Genomic DNA, 26125 nt, shown 5'->3' with positions numbered 1-26125 from the left:
CCCCGCGCGTAGCGTGGAAGGGGGCGAGGAGATGAGGCGCATGACCGGACAGGTGCTGAGCGAGGTCAGCGGGGTCGTCGCCGCCGGGCGCGAGGCCGACCTCGTCACGGCGTACCGCGAGCTCGTGGCCCGTCCGCTGCCCGACGGGCTGGTACGGACGGAGCTGCTGTCCGGCCCGGACGGCCAGTGGCGCATCCAGACGCTCTGGCGGGACCGGGCCGCCCTGGAGGCCGTACGCGCGGCCCCGGGCGGCGCCCCGGCGCCCCGCCTCTTCCGTGACGTGGGCGCCGAGCCCGCCCTGGCGGTCTTCGAGGTCGCGGTCCACCTCACCGCCCAGGTGGGCCCGGACTGAGGGCGGCGCCATAGGGTCGGGGCCATGGATGCACCCGGTGGGCTCGACGAGGACGAAGCGCTCGCGGAGCTGTGCCGCGGCATGGCCCCCGGCCTGCGGCGGCATGCGGCCGCACTGGCGCTGTGGCGGCTGCGGGCACCGCTGCTGATGCTCCCGCCCGACCCCCGCCAGGGGCTGCACCGCACGCTCCTGGAGGCCGTCTTCCGGGCGGTGCTCCTCACCCCGGGCGAGGAAGCCGGCCGTGCGGGGGAGGACGCGGACGCGGTCGCGGAGCTGCTCGGTACGCCGTTCTTCACCGACCCCGAGGAGGGGGAGCCGGACGGGGCCCTCGCGGAGGTGCGGCTGGAGACCCTGGCGGAGCTGGCGGCCTGGCGGAACGCGGGCGGGCTCGGCCCCGAGGAGACCGAGCGGATCATCCGCCTCCCCCGGGAGCTGTCCCGGACCCTCGACCGCATCACCGAGGACTCCCCGTGGGACCACCCGGCCGCGCACGCCCACGCCCGCCACCTCGCGACCGCGCCGGCCGGATCCGGCTACCACGAGGCCCGCAACCGCGCCGTCGAGGCCGCCTGCCGCGACCTCACCGCCGCCCTGCCGCCGGGCGCGGGCCTGCCCGGCACCGCCGCCGGCCGGGAGGCGCTCGCGCTCTGCGAGACGTTCAGCGCCGAGCTCGTCTCCACCCTGGCCTGGTGCACCACCATCGGCCGCTGACGCCCGGCACCGCTGCATTAGGGTGCTCGCTGCGCCGAAACCGAGGGGGACCGTGAAAACCGCGACCGAGCCACCACAGACTGCTGGTACACCCTGGAGGATCGCGGCCTTCCGGCGGTTCGTTTCGGCCAACCTCATCTCGACGGCGGGCTCGGCGATGGCCCCGCTCGCGCTGGCCTACTCCGTCATCGAGCAGGGCGGAGGAGCCGGCTCCCTCGGCCTGGTCCTCGCCACGAACACCCTCCCCACGGTCGTCTTCCTCCTCGTGGGCGGCATCTACGCGGACCGCCTCTCCCGGAGCCGGATCCTCTTCCTCGGGAACCTCGTCGCCGCCGGCGCACAGGGGGCGCTCGCCATCACCGTGGCCACGGGACACGCGACGACGGCGTCCATCGCCGCCTGCGGGCTCGTCTCCGGAACGGCGGCGTCGTTCATCGTCCCGGCGATGCAGGGGGCCGTGGCGCAGATCGTTCCCGAGGAGCAGCTCCAGCGGGCCAACGCGCTGCTCAGGCTGCCCGGCAACGCGGTCAAGGTGCTCGCCCCCGTGGCCGGCGGGTTCGTCGTCGCCGCGAGCGACGCGGCCTGGGCGCTGGCCTGGGACGCGTGCACGTTCGCCGTCGCCGCCGTCCTTCTCCTCGGTCTGCGCCTGGACGCCCCGCCCGCCCGGACCGAGGGCGTCCTCGCGGACCTGCGGGCCGGTTGGGCGGGCTTCCGGTCCCGTACCTGGCTGTGGACCTACACGGCCGCCGGTACGGTCCTCGTCGCGGCCTGGCTGGCGGGCTTCCAGCTCCTGGGCCCCCTGGTCGCCGCGCGGCACTACGCCGGGGCGCGCGACTGGGGCCTGATCCAGGCGGCGTTCTCCTGCGGCCTCCTCGCGGGAACCCTGGTCTGCCTGCGCTGGAAGCCGTACCGGCTGCTGGCGGTCGCGGTGGCCACGTCCGCCGCCCTGGCGCTCCCCCTGGCCGCCATGGCCGCCGGCCTGCCGCTGGCCCTGGTGCTGGCGGCCGCCCTGCTGGCGGGGATCGGGCTCGACGTCGCGATCGTCGCCTGGAGCACGGCGTTCCAGCAGCACGTGCCGCAGGCGGAGCAGGGCCGCATGAGCGCCTTCAACGGCGTCGGCGAACGCCTGGCCATCCCGCTCGGCTACCTGATCACCGCCCTGGCGGCGCACGCCTGGGACGGCCGCGCCGTCCTCCTGACCTGCGCCGCCCTGATCGCCGCCGCGGCCGCCGTCAACCTCTGCGTCCCGGACGTGTACCGCGTCAACCGGATGCCGGTCAGCAGGTCCTCGTGAACTCCGCCCAGGCGGGGGCGGCGACCGGGTGACGGGGCCTCCCCGCGGCGCCGGCCGCCGCCCGCAGCGGTGGGGGGCGCCTGGGCCGAGTGCGCCCTTGCGGGGCCCGTCCAGGGCGGCCGGGGCCCCGTATAGGGTCCCCGTGTGGATGACTGGACGCCGCCGAGTGTGATCGAGCGGGAGCTGTACGAGGCGAAGACGCGCGGGGACTGGAACGGGTACATGGACGCGCTCGCCCGGGCCGAGCTGTTCCTGCCGCAGCCCCGCGCACAGGTCGACGCCGACCCCGGCAGGGCCCGCTTCCACCCCGTCCACGACACCCTCGCCGTCTACACCCGGGGCATGCTGCCCGCCCCCGACGCCCACACCGTCTTCCTCCGCCAGAGCCTCGCCTGGTTCGCGAACGCCTGGGACCACCGGGACCCCTCCCACCTCGCGGTGAACCCCGGCAGCCCCGTCGAGGCGTACCTCACCACCACCCCCGCCGACCTCGCCCGCTGGCGGGCGCACTGGGACGCGGCCCCCTCCTGGGGGCTGGCCCCCGGCGCCGTGCACGCCCTCCACTCCGGCGGCCCGCTGCACGGGCCCGTGGCCCGCGGGCTGGCCGTCGGGGCGCACCTCGCCGTCTCCAACGGGGAGTTCTGGAACGCCCTCGCCTACCACGGCGACGGCTACACCCGTGAGCGCGAGCGCCTGCGCAAGATGTGGGACGTCACCGACGCCGTCGGCTGGTTCGACCTCCTCCAGCGGATGCTGGACGCCGACATCGTCAGCCCCGTCTGGGAGTTCGCGCTCCGCGTGCGCCGCGTCCTCGCCTCCGACTTCGCCGGGCCGGTCGACGTCGAGCACTGGCGGCACGCCGCCGAGACCGGGCTGCGGCACAGCGCCGAGCAGGCCGCCCAGCCTCGTCTGACCCCCGACGGGGTCACCGTCGCCCAGCCGCGCCCCGCCGCCGAGGTCGAGGGCGAGATCGCCGGGGTCCGGCGGCTCATCGGCCGGATCCACCGCTACGAGCAGCGGTTCCGTGCCGACGGGCTGCTGCCCGAGGAGGGCTGGGTGCGTTCCGTCGAGGGGTGGGACCACGGGCGCGCCTCGCAGATGGCCCGCTGGGGCGTCGCCGCCCGCTACGGCACCGTCCAGGACGCCGAGCGCGCCGTGCTCCGCGCGGGCGAGCAGGTGCAGGGGACGTACCGGTCGTGGGCGGAGTTCTCCGCCGGGTACGCGCTCGCGCGGTGCCTGCACTTCGACGAGGAGGAGTTCGGGAGCTGGTACGCGTCCTCCCTCGCCACCCACCTGACCCTGACCACCGACCCGGCCAGCCCCTTCCTCAACATCCCCTGGGAATGACCGACTTCGGGTAGTCCCCGGCTGCCGCCGGGGCGCCGGGGCGGCCGAGCCGGGAGACAACTAGCCTCTCCCGTATGACGATTGCACTCAACGACACCGTGCGGCAGCTGCTCGACTCTCCCCACCCCGCCGTGCTCTCCACCCTCAACCCGGACGGGAGCCCGCAGAGTTCCGTGGTCTGGGTGACCCGCGACGGCGACGACGTCCTCGTCTCCACCGAGCGCGGCCGCCGCAAGGAGCGGAACATGGTCCGGGACGGGCGGGTCGGACTGACCGTGTTCGACCTCGCCAACCCCTACCTCTACGCCGAGATCCGCGGCACCGCCACCATCAGCGAGGACACCGGCCGGGCCGTGGCCGTGCGCATCGCCGAGGAGTACCTGGGTCCGGGCGCCGGCAAGGAATACGGGGACGCCTCCGACGGGGCGGTGCGCGTCGTCGTGCGCATCACCCCGTCCAAGGTGCTCGGCAACGCCACCAAGGACTGAGAGCAAACCCAGTTCAAGTTCGACAGGCTTGCCCCGCCAGCCTCAACCCGGACCGCAGATATCGGCCACGATGTCCGGAATTCACCCAGAGCTTGATACAAATTCACGCTCGTTGGGACATCCGCTTGTTGCCTCCGCGATGGACCCCTAAGCTCCACTTCGGCGGACTTTCCGCCTCATCTTTCATCTCCCCACCCTCCATCCAGCAGCAAATCCTCGTCGCACATCCTTGCGAAAAATTCCGTCGGGTATCACGTCCATCAGCGTAAAAACATCACGCCATCTTTCGCATCCCACAGCAGACATCCATGGCATCCGCACTCCAAATAACGACATTCTTCTAAAAATTGGAGTAAGCCATGAGCGACAAGTGGATCGCCATCTGCACCCTTGTGCTGATGATTTCCATTTCATTCGCGCTGTCCGCCGAGTTCGGCCTGGGCATCGTCTGCGCTGTGGTCACCGAGGTCTGCGTGAAGCACCTCATGTCTAACAACATCGACCGATAGCGCTACGGGGCCGCCGCTCTGCGGCGGCCCCGTACCACCCAACCTAGCCATTCCCCCGGGGGGCTTCATTGGATGTCCTGATCGTCGACACGACGCGCGCCATCAACGGAACGGCAGCCGACATCACAAATTCGGTACTCGCCAGCTTCCCGAATCCCGAGCGACTGGCCTTCGTGACACGGGCGGACCAGGATGGGGAGCTCGACCAACTGCCTTCCGATGCCGCAGTAAAATCCCTGCCCGGACTCCCCGGCGACCTGGATGCCGCCGCAGCCGTAGCGGAGTTCATTCGGGGAATTTCAGCCGAACTACCCGATGTCGCTTTTATTGTCTACTCATTCCATCGGCGAGTGCTCGCGAAAGACGGCGACCTCGCCCAGCTCGGACAATTGATCGTTACACGGAGCCTCCGCGAGCATGTTCCCCAACGAGCTGGACAGTCGAATTCTGCCTGGCCCACGCAACTCATGCCGCTTGAGGACGCCTTGGACGCCCTCGAAAAGGCGCTCCGACGAGGCCAGGAGCGCCCCGGGCATCGACGCGCCGTCCTCAAAACCGAGCTTCGCACCCTGCTGACGATGGTCGAACCGCGGTTTGACAAGGACATGTACCCCTTGGCGGGGACTCCTCGGCTCATCTCGATCCTGCTGCACGAGGCACAGGAGCGCGGGATGATCCGGCAGTTCGGGCGCGAGCCTCAGATCAGCATCGCCCTCGGCGAAAGTGTTGGCCCTTCCACCGCCGCGCGTCCTGCCTCCGTACCGCAGCCAGAAGAGTTTGCCATCCAGGCCGTGGCACCCGTACCAGCGCCAGCGGTGGCACCCTCCGCTACAGCGGCGGTCACCATCAATGTTCCGGCGCAAGCGCACTCTTCCAAGCCAGTCCCGGAACTCACCCGTGTCAGCACGACACCCTCACGCTCCTGGGAATTCGCGGATGTTCTGCGGCAGCGAAGGCTCGGCCCATACCCCGAAGTGCGGCACATCCTCTACGAGGAAATCGCCGATGTGGCCGCCCTCAACGGCCGCACCGAATCCCCTGTACTCACCGTGCGCGCACTGGCCCGGCAGGCAGTCACCGCCACCCGCCAGAAAGCCCCGGACCACTTCCCCCGACGCAACGGGGATGATCTGCCCAAGGACAAGTACGACTGGCGCGGCCTGGAAAACTTCGTAGTGCAGGTCATCAGCCGGACGGAACTTACGCTGGGCAGCGACGGCAAGCCACTGCCCAGCGATGCATCGATCTGGGCCACCCGACAGGCGCCGGTGCGATATCCGTTCCCGGAGAACATCAAGATCACCTTCGACGCGGAGATGATCTACGAGGTCGTACGCACCTGCCAAGACGTCACGCCTGACGATATCGTCCACCTCGCCGGTGCCCTGCTCGGCGGTCGCGGAGTCCAGCAGACCGACCACGTGGAAGACGTACTGGATTACCTGCTTCAACAAGGCCGGATCAAGGGTGAATCAGACCGGCTCCTCTCCTCGGAGAAGTAGTCCCTCCACCGCCGCCACCGTGCGCCCGCCTACTAGGGGCGGGCGCAAGCCCCACCGCTAACCCTTCGGCATCCGGCGCCGCCCCGGCAGCCGGAGGGCGGCCAGGAGGGACAGGGCGATCAGCCCCGCCGCCACCGCGTAGGCGGTGCGGAAGCCGGCCGGGCCGGTGCCCGAGGCGCCCAGGACCACGGAGGTCAGGGCCGTCCCGACCGAGGCGCACAGCTGTGAGTTGATGCTGAGGGCCGTGCTCGCCGCCGCCATGCGCGCGGCGGGCAGGTCACGGCTCGCGGTGGTCATCGTCGGCATCAGCACCATCCCGGCGCCGACGCCCATCACCATCAGCGAGCCCACCACCTGCCAGCCCGGCACCCCCTCGGTGCCGGCCCGCAGGCCGCTGAGCAGCATCCCGAGGGCCGCGATCACCACGCCCGCCGGGATCAGCCGGCGCGGGGCGACCGTGTCCACGCGCCGGGAGGCGATCTGCATGGTCACCCCGACGGCGATGCCGACGGGCGCCACCAGCAGCCCCGCCGCGCTCGCGCTCAGCCCGCGCGCCTGCTGCCAGTACACCGGCGCCAGCAGCATCGAGCCGAAGTAGCCGCAGGTGAACGGGGCGAGGGTGCCGACGGCGGCGGCGAAGGTGCGGTCGCGCAGCAGCCGCAGGTCGAGCAGCGGCTCCGGCACGCGCAGCGCGCGCCGTACGAAGGCCGCGACGAGGACGGCGCCGCCCAGCAGGGGCAGCAGCACCCCGGCGGAGCCGAAGTCGCCGCCCTCACCGCCCCGCGACAGCCCGTAGAGCAGCAGTGCGAGGCCCGGGGAGAGGCTCAGCAGCCCCGGGACGTCGAGCCGCGGCGAAGCCGCCGCGCCCGGGGGGGAATCCGGGCGCAGCAGCTTCGCCGCGAGTATCAGGGCGACCGCTCCGACGGGCAGGTTCACCAGGAAGATCCACCGCCAGGAGGCGGTGTCGATCAGCCAGCCGCCGAGCATCGGCCCGGCCACCGGGCCGACCAGCACGGGCAGCCCCAGCAGGGCCATGGCCCGCCCGAGCCGCTCGCGGTCGGCGGCCCGCATCACCATGGTCATGCCGACCGGCATCAGCAGCCCGCCGCCCAGCCCCTGGACGGCGCGGAAGGCGATCAGGCTGCCGGCGCTCCACGCGCACGCGGCGAGCAGGGAGCCGAGGGTGAAGAGGGTCAGGGCCGTGAGGTACGTGCGCTTCGCGCCGATCCGGCTCATCGCCCAAGCCGCCGTCGGGATGACGGCCGCCAGGGCCAGGGTGTAGGCGGTGGCGGTCCACTGGATGGTCTCCAGCGGCGACCCGAAGGACGCGGAGAGCCGGTCGAGCGCCACGTTGACGATGGTCATGTCGAGGACCGACATGACAGCGCCGGTGATCACGACGGTGAGGATGCGCCCGAGTGCTCCGGACGCGGCCCCTAACGCCGGCGGTGCGTCCTCGGCGGTGTGTGCGGTCGCCATCGCGCGCCGGCCCTCAGACCTCGTACGGGTGGACCGTGCGGGCGGTGCGCAGGGCCCGGCCCCACCAGTCGAGCTGGCCGAGGAGGTTCTTGGTGACGCTTTCCAGCACCACCGTCTCCAGCGGCTCGCCGTCCGGGCCGAGCCCGTTCCACGGGCCGTGCAGGCTGACGGAGTCGCGGACGGTCACGGCGTGCATCTCGGCGAAGACCAGCCGCAGCTGCTCGACGGCGCGCAGGCCGCCGCTGACGCCGCCGTACGAGACGAAGCCGACCGGCTTGGCCTGCCACTGCGGGCGGTGCCAGTCGATGAGGTTCTTCAGCGCGGCCGGGTAGCTGTGGTTGTACTCGGGGGTGACCACGATGTACGCGTCGGCGTCGGCGAGGCGCGGGGTGACCCGCTCCAGGACGGCGGCGGTCGCGGCGTCCGGGGAGTTGCCCCAGTCGGGCAGGGTCAGCGGGAGGGGGAAGTCGGCGAGGTCGATGACGTCGAACTCCAGGCCCGTGTGGCCCTCGGCGGCGCGCAGGAACCATTCGGTGACGGCGGGCCCGCGGCGGTTCTCGCGGACGCTGCCGATGATGACGGCGACGCGCAGCGGCGTCTCTGCGGCGGCTTCGGTGACGGACATGGGTATCCCCCTCTGGGCGGTGACTCGGTGGGCCCGTGCTCCCGGCCCTCCGGTAAACTACAACGAGCGTTGTAAAAACCACAACGATCATTGTCGAGGATGACTCAAGGAATGCTGGAGGAGTGATGGAGGAGGCCCCGGAGGGGACGTCCGGCGGGACGGCGCAGGACGCGCTCCCGCCCCGGAAGCTGGCGAAACGGCTCGCCCTCGTGCGCGCCACCTGCGGGGTGTTCGGCCGCGAGGGGTACGCGCGCGCCTCCGTGGACGCCCTGGCCGACGCGGCCGGCGTCTCCACGCGGACGCTCTACAACCACTTCCCCGGCGGCAAGGCGGAGCTCTTCCGGGCCGTCGTCACCTGGAGCTCGGGCGAGGTGCGGGACGCCCACGTGGCCACCGTGCGCGCCCTGCTGGACCCCGCGCGCCCGCCGCACCCGGACGACCTGGAACGCGATCTGGCCGCCCTGGCCCACGCGTTGATCGACGCGATGGCCAAGCACCCCGACCACTTCGCACTGGTCCGCCACGTCCACGCCGAGGCCGACCACGTGCCGCCCGACGTGCTGGCCGCCTGGAAGGCCGCGGGCCCCGGCCCGGTGGCCGAAGCGCTCGCCGGCGCCCTGGCGGGCCTCGCCGACGCCGGGCTGCTCGACGTGCACGGGGACGCGGCACTGGCGGGCTCCCACTTCACGGCGCTGTCCCTGAACTCCGTCGTCCAGCTCTCCCACTACGGGGTCCTGCCCCTGCCGGAGGCGGAGACCGACCGCCTCGTCCGGGGCGGTGTGGCGGCCTTCCTGCGCGCCTACCGGGCCGGCTGAGGTCCCGTCACAGCCGCTTCAGGTGCCGGTCGAGGACCGCGCGCACCCGGTCGACGTCGGCCGGGTCCTGGGCGCCCCGCTTGGGCAGGGCGAAGAACATCCCGGTGCGCTTGGTCGTGAGCACGAACAGCTGGTCGGTCTCGAAGTACCGGGGGAAGCCGTGCCAGTCGACGGTGCTGCTCAGCTCCCCGCCGGTGGTGGTCAGGCCGTCCTCGCCGACCGCCGTCCGGCAGGTGCCGTACGCCTCCATGTGCTCGTACTGCTCGCGCGCCTTGCGGGCGTTGACGCGCGGGAGCATCACGCACAGCGCGAGGGTCACCGCGACCAGCACGAACAGCGTCTGGTTCGGCGAGAACCCCCTCAGCCAGGAGATCGAACCACCCAGCCCGAGGCCCACGAGGGGCCCGGTCAGCAGGACGGTGCCGCGGCCCGGCCAGGTCCCGTACGTGAAGCGCCGGAACGCCGTCCGGTAGTCCTCCGGGGTGGGGTCGTACACGAACTCGATGGTGGTGGTGCCGCTGGTGTCCCCGCCTGTCTGCATGGCAGCGGAGCGTATATCAGCCACAGCGGCCGGAAAAGATCTCAGGGCAGTCGTCTGCCGACCTGTGACCAGGCGTCGACGGCCGCGGCCAGCGGGTCCCCGGGGGCCAGGTACGGCCTGGCCGCGCCCGTCCAGCGCAGCAGGTTCCTGATCAGCCTCAGGTGCACGATCCGCTCCCGGGGCAGCTCGCGCCAGGCCAGGGCCCGCGCGGCCGCCTGGGCCGGCGTGAGGTCGATCAGCGCGAGGGACTCCCGGCACAGGACGGCCGGGTCGCCGCCCCGCCCGGGGCCGAACTCCCGCAGCAGGTAGGCCCGTACGAAGGCCAGCTCGATCCCCCGCACCAGGTCCGACGCCCCCTCGGCCGCCGCGCAGCGGTACGCCGCCGCCTGCGCCACCCGGCCCCAGCGCAGCCGCACCCCGTCCGGCAGCCGCTCGTCCTGCATCCCGCCGACGGCCAGGGCGCGCAGGGTCCGCGGCAGGGGCTCGTCCGAGAGCGGGGGCCCGGTGGCCAGCCAGGCCTCCAGTTCCGCGAGGCCGTGCCCGTCGGGCGGTACGGAGGTCAGCAGCTGACCCCGGCTGAGCAGCGCGACCACCGCCCCGGCGAGGCGGACCCGGGCGGCGTGGCCGGCGTCGAAGGAGTCGACGGTGCGCCCGTACCGCTCTATGCCGCGCAGCCAGACGCGCGACTCCCCGGCCGCGTACACCTGCCCGGCCCGGGCCGTGCCGCCGACGCACCTGACGCGGCACACCCCGCCGGTGACATCGGCCTCCTCCACGGAATACACCTGCAACTCGGCGATGGGCATGGCGGGGAGGCTACCGCCTCACACGGCCGGCGGGGCCTCCAGGACGAGGCGGATCTCGGTGACCTCGTAGCCGGCCCGGTCGAAGGCGGCGGCCATCGGGACGTTGACGGTATCGGTGGTCGCCGTGATCCGCACGGCGCCCTCGGAGGCGTGGAATCGGGTGATCTCGGCGAGGATCTCGTCGATCAGGCCCCTGCCGCGCAGCTCGGGGACCACGCCCAGGTAGCCGACGTTGCGGTGGTACGGGGTCGCCGAGGGGATCGCCATGCCCGCGAGGGTGCCGTCGGGGAGGTGGGCGAGGCGCCACCAGGAGCGTTCGCCCGGGCAGTCGCGGTAGAACGCAAGGTCCTCACGGGCGAGTTCCTCCTCGGACATCGAGTCCAGCTCGTGCCGGGTGGCGAGGTCGAGGCTGCCGCGCGAGAGGCGGGCGAAGGCGTCGAGGAACTCCTCGTCGGTGCCCTCGCGGAAGACGAGCGTCCCCTGGGGGGCGGGGGTGCCGGCGGCCGGGGGTGTCCCCGGCGGTGGCTGCGGGGGCGTCCACTCGTAGCGCAGGCGCTCGATCTCGCGGGTCAGGCCGGCCCGCGAGGCGGCCTCCCGGCGCCAGGCGACCGCCCCGGCGAGGGCGCCGTCCTCGCGCCAGCCCCGGGGCAGGGAGAGGTTGTAGCCGGGGCGCTTGCCGAAGGCGGCATGGCCGGCCCCCAGCAGGGCGGCGGCCAGGGCGGCCGGGTCGGCCACGCGGGAGCCGACCTGGAGGCAGTCGAGCGCGATCGGCCGCTCGCTGTCGGCGCGGCCCCACCACAGCGCGCGGGCCAGCACCCGCCCGTCCCCGTCCTCGGCGAACCAGGTCCACTCGGGGCGCATGCGCCGGGCGGCGAACTCCTCGCGGACGCGGTCGGCGGGAAGCGGCGCGACGGGGCCCTCGGCCTGCCAGGCCAGGGCGCGGTCGAGGCCGGCGGGGTCTGCGAAGGCGGCACGGAATCTCATCAGGCCGATGATCACCCCGAGAGCCGGCGCCGGCCAGGGGTTTTCCCCCGGGGAACGCCGATGGCCGGCCCCTCCCGGAAGGGGGGACCGGCCATCGGGCGGTGCTGCGGGGGCCGCTACGACCAGGTGACCAGCCGGCGCGGGTGCTCCAGGACCGCCGCGATGTCCGCGAGGAACTTGGAGCCCAGCTCGCCGTCGATGAGGCGGTGGTCGAACGACAGGGCCAGGGTGGTGACCTGGCGCGGCTTCACCTTGCCCTTGTGGACCCACGGCTGGAGCTTGATCGCACCGACCGCGAGGATCGCGGACTCGCCGGGGTTCAGGATGGGCGTACCGGTGTCGACGCCGAAGACGCCGACGTTGGTGATGGTGATCGTGCCGTTCTGCATGTCGGCCGGAGAGGTCTTGCCCTCGCGGGCGGTGCCCACCAGGTCCGACAGCGAGGTCGACAGCTCGGCCAGCGTCTTGGCGTGGGCGTCCTTGATGTTCGGGACGATCAGGCCGCGCGGGGTGGCCGCCGCGATGCCCAGGTTGACGTAGTGCTTGAGCACGATCTCCTGGGCCGCCTCGTCCCAGGACGCGTTGACGTCCGGGTTGCGGCGGATGGCCACGAGGACCGCCTTGGCGATCAGCAGCAGCGGGTTGATCCGGAGCCCCGCGAGGTCCGGGTCGTCCTTGAGCTCCTGGACCAGCTTCATCGTGCGCGTCACGTCGAGGGTGATGAACTCGGTGACGTGCGGCGCGGTGAAGGCGGAGCCGACCATGGCCTGGGCGGTGACCTTGCGGACGCCCTTGACCGGGATACGGGTCTCCCGCGCGCCCGGCACCGCGGCGACGGCCGGGACCGCCTCGACGGGGGCGGCGGCCTGGACGGGCGCGGCCGCCGGAGCCGCCGGGGCCTGGACGGGAGCCTGCGGGGCGAGCGCGGCCGCGGCGGCGGCGTGCACGTCCTCGCGGGTCACGACCCCGCCCTCACCGGTGGGGACCACCGAGGCCAGGTCGATGCCGAGGTCCTTGGCGAGCTTGCGCACGGGCGGCTTGGCGAGCGGACGCTCGGCGGTGGCCGCACCGTTGCCGTTGGCGTACGCGGTGCCGTTCTGCGCCGCCGGGGCGGGCGCGGCGGGCGCCGGCACGACGGGGGCGGGGGCGGCCGCGACGGGGGCACCCGCCACCGCCTTGCGGGGGCGGCGCTTGGTCGAGGCCTGGGACACCCCGTAGCCCACCAGCACGGGCTGGCGGCCCTCGGGCGCCGGCTCCTCGGCGGCCTCCGAGCCCGCCGGGGCGGCGGCGGGGGCAGCGGCGACGGCCGGGGCCTCGGCGGCACCGGCCCCGCCGGTCTCGACGGAGATGATGACCTGGCCGACGTCGACCGTCACGCCCTCCTCGAAGAGCAGCGCGTGCACCACCCCGTCGAAGGGGATCGGCAGCTCCACGGCCGCCTTCGCCGTCTCGACCTCGCAGACGACCTGACCGTCGGTGACCGTGTCACCCGGCTGGACGTACCACTTGAGGATCTCGGCCTCGGTCAGGCCCTCGCCCACGTCGGGCATCTTGAATTCGCGGATCGTCATGGCGCGGTTCTCCTCAGAACGCCAGCGAGCGGTCGACGGCGTCGAGCACGCGGTCCAGGCCCGGCAGGTACTCGTCCTCCAGGCGGGCCGGCGGGTACGGGGCGTGGAAGCCGCCGACGCGCAGCACCGGGGCCTCCAGGTGGTAGAAGCACCGCTCCGTGATGCGAGCGGCGATCTCGGAACCCGTGCCCAGGAAGACCGGGGCCTCGTGGACGACGACCAGGCGGCGGGTCTTCTCCACCGACGCCTGGATCCCGTCGAAGTCGATCGGCGACATCGAGCGCAGGTCCAGGACCTCGATCGACTTGCCCTCCTCGGCGGCCGCGGCGGCCGCCTCCAGGCAGACCTTCACCATCGGGCCGTAGGCGGCCAGCGTGAGGTCGGCGCCCTCGCGGACCACCCGCGACTTGTGCAGCTCGCCGGGGATGGCCTCGACGTCGACCTCGCCCTTGTCCCAGTAGCGGCGCTTCGGCTCGAAGAAGATCACCGGGTCGTCGCTGAGGATGGCCTGCTGGAGCATCCAGTAAGCGTCGCTGGCGTTCGACGGGGAGACCACCTTCAGGCCCGCGACGTGCGCGAAGAGCGTCTCGGGGGACTCACTGTGGTGCTCGACCGCGCCGATCGCGCCGCCGTACGGGATGCGGACGACGACCGGGAGCTTGATCTTGCCGAGGGCACGCGCGTGCATCTTCGCGAGCTGCGTGACGATCTGGTCGTACGCGGGGAAGACGAACCCGTCGAACTGGATCTCCACGACCGGCCGGTAGCCGCGCAGGGCCAGGCCGATGGCGGTGCCGACGATGCCCGACTCGGCGAGCGGGGTGTCGATGACCCGCTCCTCGCCGAAGTCCTTCTGGAGCCCGTCGGTGATGCGGAAGACACCACCGAGCTTGCCGACGTCCTCGCCCATGATCAGGACCTTGGGGTCGGTCTCCATGGCCTTGCGGAGCGACTCGTTGAGCGCCTTCGCGATCGACATCTTCTCGACAGCCATCAGTGACCCTCCTCGGCCTCGAAGGATGCGAGGTAGGCGGCGAACTGGGCGCGCTCCTCGTCGACGAGCGCGTGCCCGTCCGCGTAGACGTTCTCGAAGATCGCCATGGTGTCGGGGTCGGGCATGGCGCGCACGACCTCGCGGACCCGCTTGCCGAGGGCCTCGCTCTCCGCCTCCAGCTCCTCGAAGAACGCCTCGTCGGCGCCCCCGGAGGCCAGCAGGTGGGCCTTCAGGCGCAGGATCGGGTCCTTCGCCTCCCAGGAGGCCGTCTCCTCGTCCAGGCGGTACTTGGTCGGGTCGTCGGAGGTGGTGTGGGCGCCCATGCGGTACGTGAACGCCTCGATCAGGGCCGGACCCTCGCCGCGGCGGGCGCGGTCCAGGGCCCAGCGGGTGACCGCGAGGCAGGCCAGGACGTCGTTGCCGTCGACGCGGATGCCCGGGAAGCCGAAGCCCTGGGCGCGCTGGTAGAGCGGCACGCGCATCTGGCGCTCGGTCGGCTCGGAGATCGCCCACTGGTTGTTCTGGCAGAAGAACACCACGGGGGAGTTGTAGACGGCGGAGAAGTTGAACGCCTCCATCACGTCGCCCTGGCTGGACGCGCCGTCGCCGAAGTAGGCGATGACCGCGGAGTCCGCGCCGTCCTTGGCCACGCCCATGGCGTAGCCGGTGGCGTGCAGCGTCTGCGAGCCGATGACGATCGTGTACAGGTGGAAGTTGTTGCTGTTCGGGTCCCAGCCGCCGTGGTTCACGCCGCGGAACATGCCGAGCAGGTTCGTCGGGTCGACGCCGCGGCACCAGGCCACGCCGTGCTCGCGGTAGGTCGGGAAGACGTAGTCGTCGTCGCGGAGTGCCCGGCCGGAGCCGATCTGGGCGGCCTCCTGGCCCAGCAGCGAGGCCCACAGGCCCAGCTCGCCCTGGCGCTGGAGGGCGGTCGCCTCACCGTCGAAGCGACGGGTCAGGACCATGTCGCGGTAGAGCCCGCGCAGGTCCTCGGTGGTGATGTCCTCCACGAACGGCGCGAATTCCGCGACGTCGGTGTTGTCCTTGACCTCGACCCGTTCACCCTCGGGCGTCAGCAGTTGTACGAGCTGAGGCTCGGCGTCGTGCGGCTGTGCGGTGGCAGCGGCGGTCTTGCGGGCGCTCGCCGCGCCTGCCGCCCGCTTGGTGCCGCTGCTGCGTCGCGGCTTGCGCGCGGCAGTGCTCTCCACGGTCACGTGTGCTCCTCCGTCGGTCCGGCACCCGGGTTCTCCGGGGACCAGTGCGGCTCACCTGTATCCGTACCCGCACACGGGGTGGGTGCACGGCATGTATGGGATTCAGGCGTGACAGGTGCCCCGGCGAGTGCCCTGCGCACAGCACGTTACCCAGTGCGACGCATAACTGCGAAACCCCGTTTGACCTGCGATTTTGCTTGGATATCCAAGTAAATCGAGCGCAGCGGGAACAACCACTGGTCACAGCCTTGCAGGGGGCCGGAACAACGGCACGTTATCCCGGGTAACTCCGGCAGGGAAGAGGTGAGTGTGTGAAGATGAGCTTGTGCGCGAAAACGGAAAAATCAAAGTATTTCTCCTGGACGACCACGAAGTAGTACGTCGGGGCGTTCATGAGCTTTTGTCGGTCGAAGAGGACATCGAGATCGTCGGCGAAGCCGGTACCGCCGCGGACGCCCTGGTGCGCATCCCGGCGACCCGCCCCGACGTGGCCGTCCTCGACGTGCGCCTGCCGGACGGCAGCGGCGTCGAGGTGTGCCGCGAGGTCCGCTCCCTGAACGAGGACATCAAATGCCTGATGCTGACCTCGTTCGCCGACGACGAGGCGCTGTTCGACGCCATCATGGCGGGCGCCTCGGGCTACGTCCTCAAGGCGATCCGCGGGAACGAGCTGCTCAGCGCGGTGCGTGACGTGGCGGCCGGCAAGTCGCTGCTGGACCCGGTGGCGACCGCGCGGGTGCTGGAGCGGCTGCGCGACGGCAAGAACGGCAAGGGCGACGACCGCCTCGCGAACCTCACCGAGCAGGAGCGCAAGATCCTCGACCTGATCGGCGAGGGCCTGACCAACCGGGTGATCGGCGAGCGGCTCCACCTGGCCGAGAAGACCATCAAGAACTACGTCTCCAGCCTGCTCTCGAAGCTGGGCATGGAGCGCCGCTCCCAGGCCGCCGCGTACGTCGCCCGGCTCCAGGCGGAGCGCCGCTAGACCGGCTGTGGACGGGGTTTTGAGCGGCTCGCGAGCGTGACGCCGCGTGGTCGCGCGATGCCCCGTCGCGCACGGTTCGATTCGGGACCAACGTCCTCGGACAGAGGGGCGGGATCCTCTTTCCCGACCCCGTGCCGGTGCCCGAAAGTGGGCGCATGTCCCGCATGTCCCCAGAGGAAATCCAGGCCGTCGAATTGCTGCGCCGCGTGCCCTACGGCCGGGTCGCCACCAGCATGCGTGCGCTCCCCTTCCTCGCCGTCGCCCGGCACATCGTGCCGGACGGCCGGGTCGTACTGAGAATGCACGCCGGTTTCGGCTACCACCAGGCCTGCAACGGCAGCGTGGTCTCCTACGGGGCCGACAACTTCAATTCCGGGGAACCGGCGCTCTGGTCGGTGCAGGTCACCGGTACGGCGGAACTCACCGAGCCCACCACCACGGAACTGGAACTATTCGGTCCGGGGCCGCATTTCGTGGACGGGGCCGTGTTCGACCCCGTCTACATGCGCATCGAACCCCAGCTCGTCACCGTGCACACCCTCGGGTCCGACGATCCGGACCGGCTGTGCCGGCACGCGCTCTGACACCTAGTCACTGCCCTCGGCGCCCGCCGGGCTGCCGCCGCTCCCGCTGGGCGGGGTCGGCTTCGTGGACGGCTCGGTCGGCGGGGTGGTCTTCGGCGGCGGGGTCGTCGGGTTCTTGGTCTCCGCCGACGGCGAGCTGCCCGAGGAGAACGACGGGCTGGGGCTCTGGGTGAACTTGCTGCGGCTCGGGGCGGGCGTGAAGGTGTCCTCGTCGTGCGAGCGGCTCGACTCCGGGCTCGGCGAGGCCGCCGGGCTGTCCTGCGAGCCCGGACTGCTCTGCGCGGTGCCCGGGGTGCTCACGCTGGTCTTCGGCTTGTTGCCGCCGCCACCGGCGAGACTGCCGGACTTGACCGCGTACGCGACACCGCCGGCGATGGCCAGCACCGCGAGCAGCGCGAAGAGCCAGACCTTCCACTTCCCGCTGGGCCGGCTCTCGTACCCGTCGTACCCGTCGTAGCCGTCGTACCCGCCGTGGCCGCCCGGACCGCCGGGGCGGCCGTGGCCGCCGCCGGGGAAGGCCGTGCCGTCGTCCGGGTTCAGCGGGGGCACCATCGGCTGCTGGAACTGCGAGGTCGTGGCGTGCGAGGGGTATCCGGGCCGGGGGCCGCCGCCCGGGCCCGCCGGCATCACCGAGGTCTGCGCGCCGCCCGGCTGGCCGTGCGGGAGCGCCATCGCGACCGGGCCGGTGTTCCAGGTGCCGGTGTTCGGGCCCTGGTCCTGGAGCATCTGGAGGGCGTACTGGACGAGCCCGCGCATCTCCTCGGCGCTCTGGAACCGGTCGTCCGGGTCCTTGGCGAGCGACCGCATGACGAGGCCGTCGAGCTCCTGCGGGATGTGGTGTCCCTCGGGCAGCTGCGAGGGAGGCACCGGGGCGTCCTGGACGTGCTGGTAGACCACCGACAGCGGGGTCTCGCCGGTGAAGGGGGGACGCAGCGCGAGCAGTTCGTACAGCAGGCAGCCGGTCGCGTACAGGTCGCTGCGGTGGTCCACGGCCTTGCCGAGGGCCTGTTCCGGCGACAGGTACTGCGGGGTGCCCATCACCATGCCGGTCTGGGTCATGGTGGACTGCGCGCCGTGCAGGGCGCGGGCGATGCCGAAGTCCATCACCTTCACCGCGCCCGCGTTGGTGATGATGACGTTGGCGGGCTTGATGTCACGGTGCACGATGCCGTGCTGGTGCGAGTACGCGAGCGCTTCGAGCACGCCCGAGACGATGATGAGCGCCTGGTCGGGCCCCGGGGCCTCCGCGCTGAGCAGCAGCTCGCGGATGGTGCGGCCCTCGACCAGCTCCATCACGATGTACGGGACGACGTTCGGGCCGACCCGGTCCTCGCCGGAGTCGTACACGGCGACGACGGCGTGGTGGTTGAGCCCGGCGACCGACTGTGCCTCACGGGTGAAGCGGGCCTTGGACACCGGGTCCTCGGCCAGGTCGGCGCGCAGCAGCTTCACGGCCACGGTGCGGCCCAGCCGGACGTCCTCGGCCGCGAAGACCTCGGCCATGCCGCCGCGGCCCAGGCGGTGGGTCAGCCGGTAACGGCCGTCCCCCACGAGGCCGCCCGCGCCCCAGTGCTCAGGACCGTCGGTCATCCCGGCGCCGTTTCCCTCGGGTTCGGGTGCCATCAGTCCTCGCCGTCGTCTCTCTCGTCCGCTCTAGCGGTGGGGCCTCTTCGGGTGCTCCGGTGAACGCTACAGCCTCCGAACCGGTCACCGTTCGGCTACAGACACCGCGTAGGCCCGTGGTCACGCAGCGGGCACCGGCTTGACGTGTGCTTGCCCTCCGGCAGACTGGGCGCGACATGCGCTCAGCCAGACGCGTAGCAACACAGCCCGAGGGGAAGCAACAGTCATGAGCCAGGACGGCACACAGGGCCGGTACGCAGGCGGCTCCCTGGCCGGTGGCCGTTACCAGCTAAGGGATTTGCTGGGCGAGGGGGGCATGGCCTCGGTCTACCTCGCGTACGACTCCGCACTCGACCGCCAGGTCGCCATCAAGACGCTGCACAGTGAACTGGGGCGCGAGGCGTCCTTCCGCGAGCGCTTCCGGCGCGAGGCGCAGGCTGTTGCGAAACTGTCGCACACCAACATCGTCTCGGTCTTCGACACGGGCGAGGGAACCGTCACCTTCGGCGCCGGCGGAGGCGACGAGGCGGTCATGCCGTACATCGTCATGGAGTACGTGGAGGGCCAGCCGCTGGGCTCGGTCCTCGACGCGGACGTGCGCCAGTACGGGGCCATGCCGGCGGACAAGGCGCTGAAGGTGACGGCCGACGTGCTGGCCGCGCTGGAGACCAGCCACGAGATGGGCCTGGTCCACCGCGACATCAAGCCCGGCAACGTGATGATGACCAAGCGCGGCGTGGTCAAGGTCATGGACTTCGGCATCGCCCGGGCCATGCAGTCGGGGGTCACCTCGATGACGCAGACCGGCATGGTCGTCGGCACCCCGCAGTACCTGTCGCCGGAGCAGGCGCTGGGGCGCGGCGTGGACGCCCGTTCCGACCTGTATTCGGTCGGCATCATGCTGTTCCAGCTGCTGACGGGCCGCATCCCCTTCGAGGCCGACTCCCCGCTGGCGATCGCGTACGCGCACGTCCAGGAGGAGCCGGTGGCCCCGTCCTCCATCAACCGGTCGATCACGCCGGCGATGGACGCGCTGGTGGCGCGGGCGCTGAAGAAGAACCCGAACGAGCGCTACCCCACGGCCGCGGCCATGCGGGACGAGATCATGCGGGTCATGTCGGCCGGCCACACCGGCGCCCCGGCCATCGTGCCGGGCGCGGCCACGGGCGGCAGCGGGGCGGGCGTGGGCTCGACCGTGTTCCCGCCGGTGGACGCCGGCTTCCAGGCGCCGCCGCCGCAGTCGCTGCAGCAGCCGTACCAGGCCCCGCAGACCCCGCCGCCGTCCCCGTACGCGCAGCCGGCCCCGACGCGGCAGCAGGGCGGCTACGCGTACCCGCACACGGCGCAGGCCCCGCAGCAGCAGTACGCGCCCCAGACCCCGCCGCCGTTCACCATCTCGCCCGCTTCGGCGCCCGCCCCGGCGGCCTCCTCGGGCGGCGGGAAGAAGAACATGCCGGTGGTGGTCGGCGCGATCGCGGTGGCCCTGCTGGCCATCGGCGGGCTGATCGCCGTCCTGAACTCGGGCGAGGACGACGACAAGAAGACCGCGAGCCCGGCCGCCTCCTCGTCCGCGTCCGCCTCGGCCAAGGCGGGGCACAAGGGGCCGGACCCCTCGCGCACGATCGAGGCGGAGAAGTGCAAGAGCCCGTCGAAGTCCTTCAAGGACGCGACGAAGGTCGTGGCTCCGGACTTCCGGTACAAGAACCTGCTGTCGATCAAGCAGTGCATCCAGGCGGCCGGCTGGCGGTACAAGATCACGGAACGCGACGAGACCGTCTACGGCCAGGACACCGTGCTGGAGCAGCTGCCCGAGGCCGGGACCGACGTGGCCAAGGACGGCACGGAGTTCACGCTGATCGTCTCGACGGGCAACCCGTCGTAGCGCGCACGCGCGACTGACACCCGGGCATCCCGGGGCACCCTGACGGGTGTCCCGGGATGCCCGTTTTGCCCCCCTGTGTCAATCTGAGTGCACCCCGGGCCCCCGGGGTCCCGGCCGCAGCACGGAACGGGAGGGGCACCCGTGGACCGACGCCCGCGCGCTCCGCGCTGGACGGCCGGAGCCGCACTGGCGGCCGCCGCGCTGCTGGCCACCGCGCCCGCGAGCGCGACCTCCCCCCGCACGCCCGCCGCCGCCGTGCGGGCCGACTCGGAAGCGGGGGACCCCGTACCCGAAGAGGCCTACGAGGAACTCGCCGGAAGCGCCGGAGGGGTCGGGCGGGAGCACCCCGGGCGGCCCGCGAACGAACCGGCCGACCCCGAGGTCACCACCGTCTCCCGGCCGGTGCACCCGGTCCGGCCGGCCCCGCGCCAGGAGCGCCGCGAACGCACCGAACACCAGCGGCCCGCCGCGACGCCGAGCCCTTCGCCGAGCCGCTCCGCGCCGATCTCCGCACTGGGCACCGAGCCCAACGAGCGGGTCGCCGACCTGGCCGCACACCTGCTGCCACTGGGCACCGGGCTGGCGCTGATGGGGGTCGGGCTGGGGTACATGGGCGCGCGGCTGCGGCGGGGGCGTTAGGGACCTGGGGCGGGCTGCCGGCGGGCTCCTGGTGAGCCCCCAGGCCGGGCATACTCGGTATACATACCGAGCATGCCCGTGTATACATACTGAGTATGTCGATCCGTCACGGCCTTCTCGCGCTACTGGAACGGGGCCCCCGATACGGCTCCCAGCTGCGCACCGAGTTCGAATCCCGCACCGGAGCCACCTGGCCCCTCAACGTCGGGCAGGTGTACACCACCCTGGCCCGCCTGGAGCGCGACGGCCTCGTCGCCCCCGACGGGGAGGACGCCGCCGGGCACACCCTCTACGCCATCACCGACGGCGGGCGCGCCGAACTGCGCGAGTGGTACGAGCGCCCGGTGGACCGCACCAACCCGCCCCGCGACGAGCTGGCCATCAAGCTCGCCATGGCCGTCGGCGCCCCCGGCGTGGACATCCGCGCCGTCATCCAGTCCCAGCGGCACGCCACGATCGGGGCGATGCAGGACTACACCCGGCTCAAGGCCCAGGCCCTCGCCGCCATCGAGAGCGGACGGGCCCACGAACGCGACGACGTGGCCTGGCTGCTGGTGCTGGAGCAGCTGATCTTCCAGACCGAGGCCGAGGCCCGCTGGCTCGACCACTGCGAGGCCCGGCTCGTCCGGCTGGCCGCGCTCGGTACGGCGGGCGGCGCTCCGGCCTCCTCGTCCGCCGCCGGGCCCCCGCCACCCCAGGCGACCGCCACCGGCCCGACCAACGGCACCGCCGGCACCGCCGCCCGCACGCGGCGGGGCTGAACAGCCCTTCCCAAGGGGGACCCTTCATGCCCGACCAGCAGCACAGCTCCCACCCGGCCGGCCCGGCCCGGCCCTCTTCTTCCTCCCAGCCCGTGCTCCGGCTGGAGAACCTCGTCCGCACGCACGGCAGCGGCGCCACCGAGGTGCACGCCCTGCGCGGGATCGACCTCGCCGTCCACCCCGGCGAACTCGTCGCCGTGATGGGCCCCTCCGGCTCCGGCAAGTCCACCCTGCTCACCCTCGCGGGCGGGCTCGACACCCCCAGCAGCGGCCGGGTCGTGGTCGAGGGCGTCGACATCACCACCGCCGGCCGCCGCACCCTGGCCGCGCTGCGCCGCCGCAGCATCGGCTACGTCTTCCAGGACTACAACCTCATACCGGCCCTCACCGCGGCCGAGAACGTGGCCCTGCCGCTCGAACTCGACGGGACCTCCGCCCGCAAGGCCCGCGCCGCCGCCCTGGCCGCCCTGGAGGAGATCGGCCTGCGCGCCCTCGCCGACCGCTTCCCCGACGAGATGTCCGGCGGCCAGCAGCAGCGCGTGGCCATCGCCCGCGCCCTGGTCGGCGACCGCCGCCTGGTCCTGGCCGACGAACCCACCGGCGCCCTCGACTCCGAGACCGGCGAGTCCGTGCTCGCGCTGCTGCGCCTGCGCTGCGACGCGGGCGCGGCCGGCGTCCTGGTCACGCACGAACCCCGCTTCGCCGCCTGGGCGGACCGGGTCGTGTTCCTGCGGGACGGCACCGTCGTCGACGAAACCCTGCGCAGCCACGCCGACTCGCTGCTCTCCGGGCGGGCGGCCGGCCTGTGACCTTCCCGCTCGCCTCCTGGTACCACTCCTGGATCGCGGCCCTGCGCATCGCCCGCCGCGACGCCTGGCGCGCCAAGGGCCGCAGCGCCCTGGTCCTCGCGATGATCGCCCTGCCGGTCGTCGGGGCCAGCGCCATCGACCTGACCCTGCGCAGCGGCGAACTCACCCCCCAGCAGTCGCTGTCCCGTCAGATCGGCGCGGCCGACGCCCGGATCGACTGGACGGGCCTGGACGGCCCGCTCTACCAGCGCCCCGACGGGCAGAGCTACGCGCCCGTCGGCGGCTACGAGAAGTACCGGCCCGACCCGGAGAAGAAGCGCCCCCCGCTCAAGTCCGCGGTCCCGGCCGGTGCCGAAGCCGTCCAGATGAGCTCGTCCGGTGTGAAGGTCCACACCCGGCACGGCCTGCTCGACACCCAGCTGCGCGAGCTGGACGTGCACCACCCGTTCTCCCGGGGGATCTTCACCCCCCTGCGCGGCCGGCTGCCCCAGGGGCCCGGCGAGGTCATCGCCACCGCCGCCTTCCTGAAGCACTCGGGGCTGTACGTCGGCTCCGCCGTGACCCCGCGCGGCACCGGCGCCCCGTACGAGATCGTGGGGTCGTACGAGCTGCCCTCCGAGCTGGCACGCGACGAACTGCTCGCCCTGCCCGGCACCCTGCTCGCCCCGCTCGACAAGGCGCTGTCGGCCACCGGGGCGCCCGGACTCAACGTCACCGACGCCTTCCTCGTGAAGGTCGGCGGCGATGGTTTCACGTGGAACATGGTCAAGGAGGCCAACGCCAAGGGCGCCCTCGTCCTCTCCCGGGCCGTCGTGGCGCACCCGCCCGCCGACTCCCAGGTGCCGCTGTACGCGCAGGAGCCCAAGACACAGTTCGGCAAGCTGGGCCTGAACGGCGGCCGGCTCACCGAGAAGGCCGTCGTGGCCACCGTCGTGGGCCTCGCCCTGCTGGAGGTCTGCCTGCTCGCCGGACCCGCCTTCGCGGTCGGCGCCCGGCGCTCGCGCCGCCAGCTGGGGCTGGTCGGCGCCAACGGCGGAGACCGCCGCCACATCCGGGCCATCGTCCTGTCCGGGGGCCTGGTCATCGGCGCCGTGGCCGCCGTCATCGGCTGCGCGGTCGGCATCTCCCTCACCGTCGCACTGCGCCCCCTCCTGGAGGAGAAGATCGGCGGCCGCTTCGGCGCCCTCGACTTCCGCCCCCTGGAACTCCTCGGCATCGCCCTGCTCGCCGTGCTGACCGGCCTGCTGGCCGCGCTCGTCCCCGCCGTCACCGCCTCCCGGCAGACCGTGCTGGCCTCCCTCACCGGCCGCCGCGGTATCCGCCGCGCCAACCGGATCCTGCCGCTGGTCGGACTGCTCGCCGTCGCCGGCGGGGCCGCCATCGCCCTGTACGGGACCCACTACCGGATCAGCCCGACCATCGTCATGGGCGGCAGCGCCCTCGCCGAGCTGGGCGTGGTCGCCCTCACCCCGGTGCTGGTCGGCCTGTTCGGGCGGCTGGGCCGGTGGCTGCCGCTGTCGCCCCGGCTCGCGCTGCGCGACGCCGTCCGCAACCGGGGGCGTACGGCGCCCGCCGTGGCCGCCGTCCTGGCCGCCGTCGCCGGAACCGTGGCGGTGTCCACGTACCAGCACAGCCAGGACGTCCAGGCGCGGCACGACTACGTCGCCGAACTCCCGGCCGACGCTGGACTGCTGAGCGTCAACGACAACAGCGCCCACAAGGACGTGGCGGCCGTGCGCGAGACCCTCGCCAAGACCCTCCCGGTGGCGGTCCGGGCCGACGTCGACCGCCTGGTGCTCGGCAACCCCAACTGCGATGCGTACTCCACGGCCCCGGGCTGCGGACGGGTCGAGCTCATCGTCCCGAAGGAACAGCGCTGCCCGCTCTGGGAGTCGGAGCACGGGCCCGCCGACTTCGCCCCCGAGGAGGCGAAGAAGCTGCGCCGGGACCCGCGCTGCCTCACGCCGCACAGGATGGACTCCTTCGACACCCTCGTGGCGGACGAGAAGCTCCTCAAGGTCCTGGCGATCACGGACCCGGGCTCCGCGGCGGCTCTGCGGGCGGGTCAGCCGGTGGCCTTCGACCGCCGGCCCGTGAAGGACGGGAAGATCACCCTCCGGCTCGTCACCGACACGGTCGCCGCCGACAAGGCCGCCGCCATCCACGCCGAACTGCCCGGCCAGGACAAGGTCCTGGCCGTCCACCAGGCGCCCGCGGGCGTCGAGTCCTGGGGTGTGGGGGTGGTCCTGCCGCCCTCCGCCGCGAAGGCCGCCGGCATCGCCACGGCCCCGCTGGGCTCGTACTTCAGCCTGGAGTCGGCCGCCACCACCGAGCAGCGGCAGCGGCTCGACGGGGAGATCGACCGGATGGGCGCCGACGTCCGCGTCCGGATCGAACGCGGCTACCAGAGCGAGAGCACCATCGGGATGCTGGCCCTCACCGTCTTCGCGGGCCTGGTCACCATCGGCGCGGCCGGCATCGCGACCGGCCTGGCCCAGGCGGACTCGGAAGCCGACCTGAAGACCCTGGCGGCGGTCGGCGCGGCCCCGCGCGTGCGGCGCACCCTCAGCGGCTTCCAGTGCGGGGTGGTCGCCCTGATGGGCGTCGTCCTCGGCTCGGCGGCGGGCATCCTGCCGGCGGTCGGCCTGCGCCTCACGCAGGAACGCGAGCAGCGGAGCCTGCTGCTGCACGCCGTCGAGAGGGGCTACTCCTCGCCGGACGAGACCCTCTACGTCCCGATCGCCATTCCCTGGGACACCCTGGCCGGCCTCCTGGTCCTCGTCCCGCTGGGCGCGGCGCTCCTGGCCGCTCTGGTCACGAAATCGAGCGGTGCCCTGGCCCGGCGGGCAGCGGGCTGACGTTGCCGCCCCCGCACAGGGTGGATCACGCCCGTGCGGGGGCACACCGTGTGAGAACGAAGGTGTGCGAGAGAATGACGGCATGGAGATGCCGAGGAGTGAACGGTCGCAGGACAGTCCCCCGCACGTCCTGATCGTGGGACAGGACGGGAAGGCGGTCGGCGGCGCCGATGACGAGTCGCGCGAGGTCCCGGTGACGGAGATGGTCGAACAGCCCGCCAAGGTCATGCGGATCGGCAGCATGATCAAGCAACTTCTGGAAGAGGTCCGCGCCGCACCTCTGGACGAGGCCAGCCGGGTCCGTCTCAAGGACATCCACGCGGCGTCGGTGAAGGAGCTCGAAGACGGCCTGGCCCCCGAGCTGGTCGAGGAACTGGAGCGCCTGTCCCTCCCGTTCACGGAGGAGACCGTCCCGTCCGAGGCCGAACTGCGCATCGCACAGGCACAGTTGGTGGGCTGGCTGGAGGGCCTCTTCCACGGCATCCAGACGGCCCTGTTCGCCCAGCAGATGGCGGCGCGAGCCCAACTGGAGCAGATGCGCCGCGCATTGCCCCCGGGCGGCCCCCACGACGACGAGGAAGACGGCCCCCACGGCGCCATCCGCTCGGGCCCGTACCTGTAACACCCGGCGGGGCTGGATGTGCGCAGCACATTCCAGCCCCGCCCGCGGTTTTTGGGGGGGGTCGTGGGGGGAGGCCCCGGGGGATTAAAGCCCCCCCCGCGGGGGGGGCGGGAGCGGTGAAATGGCGGGG

25 protein-coding genes are annotated in these 26125 nt (G+C 72.5%); 16 read left to right on the top strand and 9 right to left on the bottom strand.

Annotated elements, in window-relative coordinates:
• Window positions 1-40 precede the first annotated feature (40 nt).
• The 7 genes from AB0F18_RS02640 to AB0F18_RS02610 all read left to right on the top strand — a co-directional run bounded on the left by AB0F18_RS02640 (window position 41) and on the right by AB0F18_RS02610 (window position 6203).
• Window positions 41-352, top strand: a complete 312-nt coding sequence (locus AB0F18_RS02640; protein ID WP_362054061.1) for a hypothetical protein — start codon at window positions 41-43, stop codon at window positions 350-352.
• A gap of 24 nt (window positions 353-376) precedes the next feature.
• Window positions 377-1063: a hypothetical protein gene (locus AB0F18_RS02635; RefSeq protein WP_362054058.1), complete on the top strand. Its 687-nt coding sequence runs from the start codon at window positions 377-379 to the stop codon at window positions 1061-1063.
• A 52-nt stretch (window positions 1064-1115) separates the two neighbouring features.
• Window positions 1116-2357, top strand: coding sequence for an MFS transporter (locus AB0F18_RS02630; protein WP_362054055.1), 1242 nt, complete (start codon window positions 1116-1118; stop codon window positions 2355-2357).
• Window positions 2358-2501: 144 nt separating this feature from the next.
• Entirely contained in the window at window positions 2502-3704 is a 1203-nt protein-coding gene (locus tag AB0F18_RS02625) for a DUF1266 domain-containing protein (protein ID WP_362054052.1), read from the top strand.
• A 74-nt stretch (window positions 3705-3778) separates the two neighbouring features.
• Window positions 3779-4192 (top strand): PPOX class F420-dependent oxidoreductase, encoded by a 414-nt coding sequence (locus tag AB0F18_RS02620; RefSeq protein ID WP_362054049.1) that lies wholly within the window; start codon window positions 3779-3781, stop codon window positions 4190-4192.
• 359 nt (window positions 4193-4551) lie between these two features.
• Entirely contained in the window at window positions 4552-4701 is a 150-nt protein-coding gene (locus AB0F18_RS02615; RefSeq protein ID WP_362054047.1) for a hypothetical protein, read from the top strand.
• Window positions 4702-4769: 68 nt separating this feature from the next.
• The gene (locus tag AB0F18_RS02610) at window positions 4770-6203 is read left to right on the top strand and encodes a hypothetical protein (RefSeq protein ID WP_362054044.1); all 1434 of its coding nucleotides are present in this window, start codon (window positions 4770-4772) and stop codon (window positions 6201-6203) included.
• Between the two features lie 57 nt (window positions 6204-6260).
• On the opposite strand, the gene AB0F18_RS02605 is transcribed toward AB0F18_RS02610, so the two are convergent.
• Both AB0F18_RS02605 and AB0F18_RS02600 read right to left on the bottom strand, forming a co-directional pair.
• Window positions 6261-7601, bottom strand: coding sequence for a DHA2 family efflux MFS transporter permease subunit (locus AB0F18_RS02605; RefSeq protein ID WP_362054041.1), 1341 nt, complete (start codon window positions 7599-7601; stop codon window positions 6261-6263).
• Window positions 7602-7695: 94 nt separating this feature from the next.
• A complete protein-coding gene (locus AB0F18_RS02600) occupies window positions 7696-8307 on the bottom strand; it encodes an NAD(P)H-dependent oxidoreductase (protein ID WP_362054038.1) in 612 nt (203 codons plus the stop codon).
• A gap of 125 nt (window positions 8308-8432) precedes the next feature.
• Here AB0F18_RS02600 and AB0F18_RS02595 point away from each other — a divergent pair, with 125 nt between their 5' ends.
• Window positions 8433-9122, top strand: a complete 690-nt coding sequence (locus AB0F18_RS02595) for a TetR/AcrR family transcriptional regulator (RefSeq protein WP_362054035.1) — start codon at window positions 8433-8435, stop codon at window positions 9120-9122.
• A gap of 7 nt (window positions 9123-9129) precedes the next feature.
• Here the strand turns inward: AB0F18_RS02595 and AB0F18_RS02590 are convergent, their stop codons facing one another.
• From AB0F18_RS02590 to pdhA, 6 genes are all read right to left on the bottom strand, one after another.
• Complete coding sequence (locus AB0F18_RS02590; RefSeq protein ID WP_362054032.1) at window positions 9130-9663, bottom strand: YcxB family protein; 534 nt, start codon at window positions 9661-9663, stop codon at window positions 9130-9132.
• Between the two features lie 41 nt (window positions 9664-9704).
• The gene (locus tag AB0F18_RS02585; protein WP_362054029.1) at window positions 9705-10469 is read right to left on the bottom strand and encodes a hypothetical protein; all 765 of its coding nucleotides are present in this window, start codon (window positions 10467-10469) and stop codon (window positions 9705-9707) included.
• Between the two features lie 18 nt (window positions 10470-10487).
• Window positions 10488-11453, bottom strand: a complete 966-nt coding sequence (locus tag AB0F18_RS02580; RefSeq protein ID WP_362054027.1) for a GNAT family N-acetyltransferase — start codon at window positions 11451-11453, stop codon at window positions 10488-10490.
• 116 nt (window positions 11454-11569) lie between these two features.
• Window positions 11570-13024 (bottom strand): dihydrolipoamide acetyltransferase family protein, encoded by a 1455-nt coding sequence (locus tag AB0F18_RS02575; protein ID WP_362054024.1) that lies wholly within the window; start codon window positions 13022-13024, stop codon window positions 11570-11572.
• Between the two features lie 13 nt (window positions 13025-13037).
• Window positions 13038-14018: an alpha-ketoacid dehydrogenase subunit beta gene (locus AB0F18_RS02570; RefSeq protein ID WP_362054021.1), complete on the bottom strand. Its 981-nt coding sequence runs from the start codon at window positions 14016-14018 to the stop codon at window positions 13038-13040.
• On the bottom strand, window positions 14018-15232 hold the full coding sequence (gene pdhA / locus AB0F18_RS02565; protein WP_362054018.1) for a pyruvate dehydrogenase (acetyl-transferring) E1 component subunit alpha: 1215 nt from the start codon (window positions 15230-15232) through the stop codon (window positions 14018-14020). Before pdhA ends, AB0F18_RS02570 begins: the two co-directional genes overlap by 1 nt.
• Before the next feature lie 325 nt (window positions 15233-15557).
• On the opposite strand from pdhA, the gene AB0F18_RS02560 reads away from it, so the two are divergent.
• Together AB0F18_RS02560 and AB0F18_RS02555 are read left to right on the top strand one after the other, a co-directional pair.
• Complete coding sequence (locus AB0F18_RS02560) at window positions 15558-16217, top strand: response regulator transcription factor (protein ID WP_362054015.1); 660 nt, start codon at window positions 15558-15560, stop codon at window positions 16215-16217.
• A 164-nt stretch (window positions 16218-16381) separates the two neighbouring features.
• Window positions 16382-16801, top strand: a complete 420-nt coding sequence (locus tag AB0F18_RS02555; RefSeq protein ID WP_362054012.1) for a pyridoxamine 5'-phosphate oxidase family protein — start codon at window positions 16382-16384, stop codon at window positions 16799-16801.
• Between the two features lie 3 nt (window positions 16802-16804).
• Here the strand turns inward: AB0F18_RS02555 and AB0F18_RS02550 are convergent, their stop codons facing one another.
• Entirely contained in the window at window positions 16805-18424 is a 1620-nt protein-coding gene (locus AB0F18_RS02550; protein ID WP_362054009.1) for a protein kinase, read from the bottom strand.
• A gap of 226 nt (window positions 18425-18650) precedes the next feature.
• Between AB0F18_RS02550 and AB0F18_RS02545 the strand changes: the two genes are divergently transcribed.
• The 6 genes from AB0F18_RS02545 to AB0F18_RS02520 all read left to right on the top strand — a co-directional run bounded on the left by AB0F18_RS02545 (window position 18651) and on the right by AB0F18_RS02520 (window position 25995).
• Window positions 18651-20306 carry a protein kinase gene (locus tag AB0F18_RS02545; protein ID WP_362054006.1) on the top strand — a complete coding sequence of 552 codons (1656 nt, stop codon included), beginning with the start codon at window positions 18651-18653 and terminating at the stop codon, window positions 20304-20306.
• 141 nt (window positions 20307-20447) lie between these two features.
• Window positions 20448-20945 carry a hypothetical protein gene (locus AB0F18_RS02540; protein WP_362054003.1) on the top strand — a complete coding sequence of 166 codons (498 nt, stop codon included), beginning with the start codon at window positions 20448-20450 and terminating at the stop codon, window positions 20943-20945.
• Window positions 20946-21040: 95 nt separating this feature from the next.
• Window positions 21041-21706 carry a PadR family transcriptional regulator gene (locus tag AB0F18_RS02535; protein ID WP_362054000.1) on the top strand — a complete coding sequence of 222 codons (666 nt, stop codon included), beginning with the start codon at window positions 21041-21043 and terminating at the stop codon, window positions 21704-21706.
• A 26-nt stretch (window positions 21707-21732) separates the two neighbouring features.
• Window positions 21733-22515: an ABC transporter ATP-binding protein gene (locus tag AB0F18_RS02530; protein ID WP_362053996.1), complete on the top strand. Its 783-nt coding sequence runs from the start codon at window positions 21733-21735 to the stop codon at window positions 22513-22515.
• A 101-nt stretch (window positions 22516-22616) separates the two neighbouring features.
• A complete protein-coding gene (locus tag AB0F18_RS02525; protein ID WP_362054379.1) occupies window positions 22617-25373 on the top strand; it encodes an ABC transporter permease in 2757 nt (918 codons plus the stop codon).
• Between the two features lie 82 nt (window positions 25374-25455).
• Window positions 25456-25995 (top strand): bacterial proteasome activator family protein, encoded by a 540-nt coding sequence (locus tag AB0F18_RS02520; RefSeq protein ID WP_362053993.1) that lies wholly within the window; start codon window positions 25456-25458, stop codon window positions 25993-25995.
• Window positions 25996-26125: the final 130 nt, after the last annotated feature.

The sequence above is a fragment of the Streptomyces sp. NPDC029216 genome (assembly GCF_040648015.1).
In the GTDB taxonomy this organism is placed as follows: Bacteria; Actinomycetota; Actinomycetes; order Streptomycetales; family Streptomycetaceae; genus Streptomyces.
Note: the sequence above shows the minus strand (reverse complement) of the source record. Positions and strands in the feature narration are given on the sequence as shown.

Bases quoted from the DNA above. Each gene is read 5' to 3' on its own strand.
- AB0F18_RS02535 (WP_362054000.1), top strand. From the start codon at position 21,041: ATGTCGATCCGTCACGGCCTTCTCGCGCTACTGGAACGGGGCCCCCGA.
- AB0F18_RS02530 (WP_362053996.1), top strand. From the start codon at position 21,733: ATGCCCGACCAGCAGCACAGCTCCCACCCGGCCGGCCCGGCCCGGCCC.
- AB0F18_RS02595 (WP_362054035.1), top strand. From the start codon at position 8,433: ATGGAGGAGGCCCCGGAGGGGACGTCCGGCGGGACGGCGCAGGACGCG.
- AB0F18_RS02600 (WP_362054038.1), bottom strand. From the start codon at position 8,307: ATGTCCGTCACCGAAGCCGCCGCAGAGACGCCGCTGCGCGTCGCCGTC.
- AB0F18_RS02615 (WP_362054047.1), top strand. From the start codon at position 4,552: ATGAGCGACAAGTGGATCGCCATCTGCACCCTTGTGCTGATGATTTCC.
- AB0F18_RS02620 (WP_362054049.1), top strand. From the start codon at position 3,779: ATGACGATTGCACTCAACGACACCGTGCGGCAGCTGCTCGACTCTCCC.
- AB0F18_RS02570 (WP_362054021.1), bottom strand. From the start codon at position 14,018: ATGGCTGTCGAGAAGATGTCGATCGCGAAGGCGCTCAACGAGTCGCTC.
- AB0F18_RS02635 (WP_362054058.1), top strand. From the start codon at position 377: ATGGATGCACCCGGTGGGCTCGACGAGGACGAAGCGCTCGCGGAGCTG.
- AB0F18_RS02555 (WP_362054012.1), top strand. From the start codon at position 16,382: ATGTCCCCAGAGGAAATCCAGGCCGTCGAATTGCTGCGCCGCGTGCCC.
- AB0F18_RS02585 (WP_362054029.1), bottom strand. From the start codon at position 10,469: ATGCCCATCGCCGAGTTGCAGGTGTATTCCGTGGAGGAGGCCGATGTC.
- AB0F18_RS02580 (WP_362054027.1), bottom strand. From the start codon at position 11,453: ATGAGATTCCGTGCCGCCTTCGCAGACCCCGCCGGCCTCGACCGCGCC.
- AB0F18_RS02520 (WP_362053993.1), top strand. From the start codon at position 25,456: ATGGAGATGCCGAGGAGTGAACGGTCGCAGGACAGTCCCCCGCACGTC.
- AB0F18_RS02575 (WP_362054024.1), bottom strand. From the start codon at position 13,024: ATGACGATCCGCGAATTCAAGATGCCCGACGTGGGCGAGGGCCTGACC.
- AB0F18_RS02550 (WP_362054009.1), bottom strand. From the start codon at position 18,424: ATGGCACCCGAACCCGAGGGAAACGGCGCCGGGATGACCGACGGTCCT.
- AB0F18_RS02640 (WP_362054061.1), top strand. From the start codon at position 41: ATGACCGGACAGGTGCTGAGCGAGGTCAGCGGGGTCGTCGCCGCCGGG.
- AB0F18_RS02545 (WP_362054006.1), top strand. From the start codon at position 18,651: ATGAGCCAGGACGGCACACAGGGCCGGTACGCAGGCGGCTCCCTGGCC.
- AB0F18_RS02525 (WP_362054379.1), top strand. From the start codon at position 22,617: ATGATCGCCCTGCCGGTCGTCGGGGCCAGCGCCATCGACCTGACCCTG.
- AB0F18_RS02590 (WP_362054032.1), bottom strand. From the start codon at position 9,663: ATGCAGACAGGCGGGGACACCAGCGGCACCACCACCATCGAGTTCGTG.